We start from the raw sequence: 3,650 nt of genomic DNA, 5'->3' as shown, positions 1-3,650 counted from the left end.
ATGGTACTCTACCAAAACTAACTAATTTCTCAACAGTTATATCTTCTGGAGATTCATTATGTTGATGAACTGTTTCTATCCTTTGAGCTATTTCTTTAAATTTTAAAGTGCTTAGGTTTGTATTTTCTATAAATACATTCCCTTCTAATGGTCTATTAAAACGAGCTAGCATACTAAGTAATGTAGATTTTCCACTTCCATTAGGACCAAGTATTGTAGTTATTTTACTTTTTGGAATATCTATATTTAAATTTTTAATAAATTTTTTACTTTTATCATAACTAAAATGTATATTTTCACATTTTAACATTTTTTCATACTCCTTCTCAATAAGAATATAAAGAATGGTCCACCTATAACTGACATAACAAGTCCTACTGGTATATCATATGGTCTCATTAGGATCCTTCCCATAGTATCTGCTATTAGTAATAATATACTTCCCATAACCCAACTAAATGGTATCAAGTATTTATGATCTGAACCTATTATAAATCTTGATATATGAGGAACTATTAATCCAACAAAAGAAATAATACCTGCTACTCCTGTAGAAATACTTGCTAAGAATACAGCCACAGATGATATTAATAATCTTTGCTTATCTACGTCTACTCCTAAGCTTTTCGCTGTCTTGTCTCCTAGATTCATTAAATTACAAGTTAAGCTTAATGTAAGAGATATTGATACACCTATTACAGAATAAATAGCTAATAATCTTACATCTGACCAGGTTACAGTAACTAAACTTCCATTTAACCAGTTTGTGACAGAAGACACACCAGTAGAGTTAAACATTGTAAGTATTGAAGACATGGAAGTTAGTATGGCATTTATTGCAACACCTGCTAAAATAATTCTAAGAGGAGAAAATCCCTTATCATAAGCAATTAAAAATACTAATAATGCTGATACTAATCCACCGCCGAATGCTAGTAAAGGTTTTATACCTGTCAAACTAGGGAATAATACCATAACTAGAACTGCTACCAAAGATGCTCCAGCAGATATACCTGTAATTCCTGGATCTGCTAAAGGATTTTTTACAACAACTTGTAATAATACCCCACATACTGCTAAATTTCCACCAACTAATATTGCTATTATGATTCTTGGAAATCTTAACTCTTTTATAATTGATAAATTATCATCACTAAAGTTATTAAATACTCCCTTTAGTAATTCACCGTAAGTTACTTCTAAACTACCTAATTTCATAGCAGTAATAGCAGTAAAAAATAATAATATCAATGCTCCCAAAATATAAAGTGCTTTTTTTCGTTCTTCTTTATTTGTATCTAAGGATCTACTCATATAATATTTCTCCTAACTTATCAAGAGCATCTGTAACTTGTAAGTTTGCACTCATCCCGAAAAGTCCATTTTCTAAGAAATAAACTTCATTATTTTTTATTGCATCAAGTTTTTGCCAAGTTTCTTTCTTAAATTCATCCTCTACAGTTTTTTTAGCTTCTTCAGGAATTGCATGAGTCATTATAAGTATTTTCTTAGGATTATTTTTTATTATTTCTTCCATATTAACTTGCATAAATGAAGAAGATTGACCTTGGAATATATTTTTCCCACCAGCAATTTTAACTAGATTACCTACATAAGAGTTTTCTGTAGCAACCATTACTGAACCAGGCGCTCCAAATAATACTAAAACATCTTCAGAATTTCCTTTACTATTTGAATTAACATCTTCAATTTTAGTTTCTAATTCAGTTACTATTTCATTTGCTTTTTCAGCTTTATCAAACTTTTCTCCTAAAGTTAATATTGCTTCTTTTAAACCTTCTATAGTGCTTAAGTTCACAAATTCACTTGGTATATTATTTTCTGTAAATTTCTTTTTAAAGTCTGACCCTAAAGTATCTACAGAAACTACACAGGTTGGGTTTAATGATTTTATAATTTCTAAATCTGGGTTCATTGGATTACCTACTTCAACTGCTCCCTTTGTGCTTTCTGGTAACTCATAAGAAGTAGTTGGAACACCACTTACTTTAACTCCTAATTCATCTAATATTTCTGTTACAGCAACTGATGTTGCAACTACAACATTATCTTTTGTATCATTAGTTTTATTTTCAACTTTATTGCTTGAACACCCTACCATAAGACTTATTGTAGCAATTCCAAGCATGGCAATAATTTTCTTCTTAATACTCATTTTCTTATTCCTTTCATTATATTTGGGCTATGTTATCACTTCTAACTAATCTCTAATAATTTTTCCTTACATATACCTTTACTTAATTTCACCTTTTACTAAAAATCTTTGTTTTCCACTATTAGTACATGTAATTATAGTGATTTCTTTTTTACTCATATCTTGCTCTAACACATATGTATCTTCTGGCTCAATTACTGAAGTTTCTGTAATAGTATAAATAAATTCATCATTTATAGTTTTTATTTTTATTTCATCTCCAATCTCTACTTTATGTAGTTCATTGAAAACTTGGTTTGCAAAATAAGTACTACTGTGTCCTGCTAAAGCAAAATTACCATCTTCACCAGGCATAGCACTATTCTCAAAATGACATATATAATATCTTAAATATTTATTTTCTATAGATTCCACAATTACATTTTTAAGATTTATTGACTTTATTTCAATAATCCCTATTTCATCACCTTTATCAACATTTTCTATAACTTCATTTTTTTCAATCTTTTCTTCAAAAGATATTAACGCTCTATTTTCAACAGATTTAAAGTGTAATATTAGAAATAAAGAGCCTATTAATACTAATAGGCCCATTAAAATTAATAGTCTTGATATTTTATTTCTCATAACTATTTTTATAATTACTTTCTAGATTTTTTAAATACTAATCCTGCAATTACTAATATTACTGCTACTCCTATTACTATGAAAATAGTGATATTCGAAGTTTTAGATACTTTTTCATTTTCTTTAATTGATGTTTTTTCAACAACTTCTTTCTTAGGTTCTTCAATAGCTTTAACTAAAGTTAAAGTATCTTCTTGTGGATTTATTTCAAACTCTACATCTCTCCCCATTGGGTCAACGTATATTTGTGCTTCTATATTAGGAATTATAGATGTTGTTTCAAATTTTAATTCTATAGAATGTTCTTCATCATTTTCACTTACTACTTCTGTTTCAACTAAATTTCCATCCAAAAGTATTCTGTAATTTTCCATGTAATTAGTTCCTTTAAATTTTACAGTATAATACCATTTACCTTCATTTTTTTCTAAAACCATATTTTCATCTAAATAAGTTCTAGACATCTGCATACCTATTTCATTTTCATGATAAACCTCATTTTTTATATCATATATTCCACTTTCCAATTCACTAAGTTCTGCTGCAAAACTGCCTATTGTCTGAAGTCCTATTATTAATGAGAACATAGCTACAAATAATATATTTTTTATTTTTTTCATTCAATCTCCTACTTTCTTTTTCCTATAACACTTTATGTTAACTTTAATCCAATATTATCATTATTGATAATCATTGTCAACAAAAAGTAATTATCATTTTATCAAAATAATTGAAATTGTATTTTTTTATAAAAATATATAGATTGATTATTAATATTTTTAGTTATCAATAGTCTATAATCTTTGTAATAATCAGCTTTATATTTACTTTGTCAATTAGTTTATAT

Annotated in this window: 5 protein-coding genes; all 5 read right to left on the bottom strand. The window is 27.5% G+C overall.

What is annotated here, in order from left to right; genetic code table 11:
• A partial coding sequence (locus tag J7G74_RS14205) for an ATP-binding cassette domain-containing protein (protein WP_297136539.1) occupies positions 1-310 on the bottom strand: 310 nt, incomplete at its 3' end.
• The gene (locus J7G74_RS14200; protein WP_297136537.1) at positions 304-1,314 is read right to left on the bottom strand and encodes a FecCD family ABC transporter permease; all 1,011 of its coding nucleotides are present in this window, start codon (positions 1,312-1,314) and stop codon (positions 304-306) included. The genes J7G74_RS14200 and J7G74_RS14205, both read right to left, overlap by 7 nt.
• Positions 1,307-2,176, bottom strand: a complete 870-nt coding sequence (isdE, locus tag J7G74_RS14195) for a heme ABC transporter substrate-binding protein IsdE (RefSeq protein WP_297136535.1) — start codon at positions 2,174-2,176, stop codon at positions 1,307-1,309. Before isdE ends, J7G74_RS14200 begins: the two co-directional genes overlap by 8 nt.
• Positions 2,177-2,254: 78 nt before the next feature.
• Positions 2,255-2,803 carry a class D sortase gene (locus J7G74_RS14190; RefSeq protein ID WP_297136533.1) on the bottom strand — a complete coding sequence of 183 codons (549 nt, stop codon included), beginning with the start codon at positions 2,801-2,803 and terminating at the stop codon, positions 2,255-2,257.
• 14 nt (positions 2,804-2,817) lie between these two features.
• Entirely contained in the window at positions 2,818-3,423 is a 606-nt protein-coding gene (locus tag J7G74_RS14185) for an NEAT domain-containing protein (RefSeq protein WP_297136531.1), read from the bottom strand.
• Positions 3,424-3,650 lie beyond the last annotated feature (227 nt).

Source organism: Terrisporobacter sp. (assembly GCF_017888745.1).
Lineage (GTDB): Bacteria > Bacillota > Clostridia > Peptostreptococcales > Peptostreptococcaceae > Terrisporobacter.
This window is presented reverse-complemented; position numbering and strand designations above follow the sequence as displayed.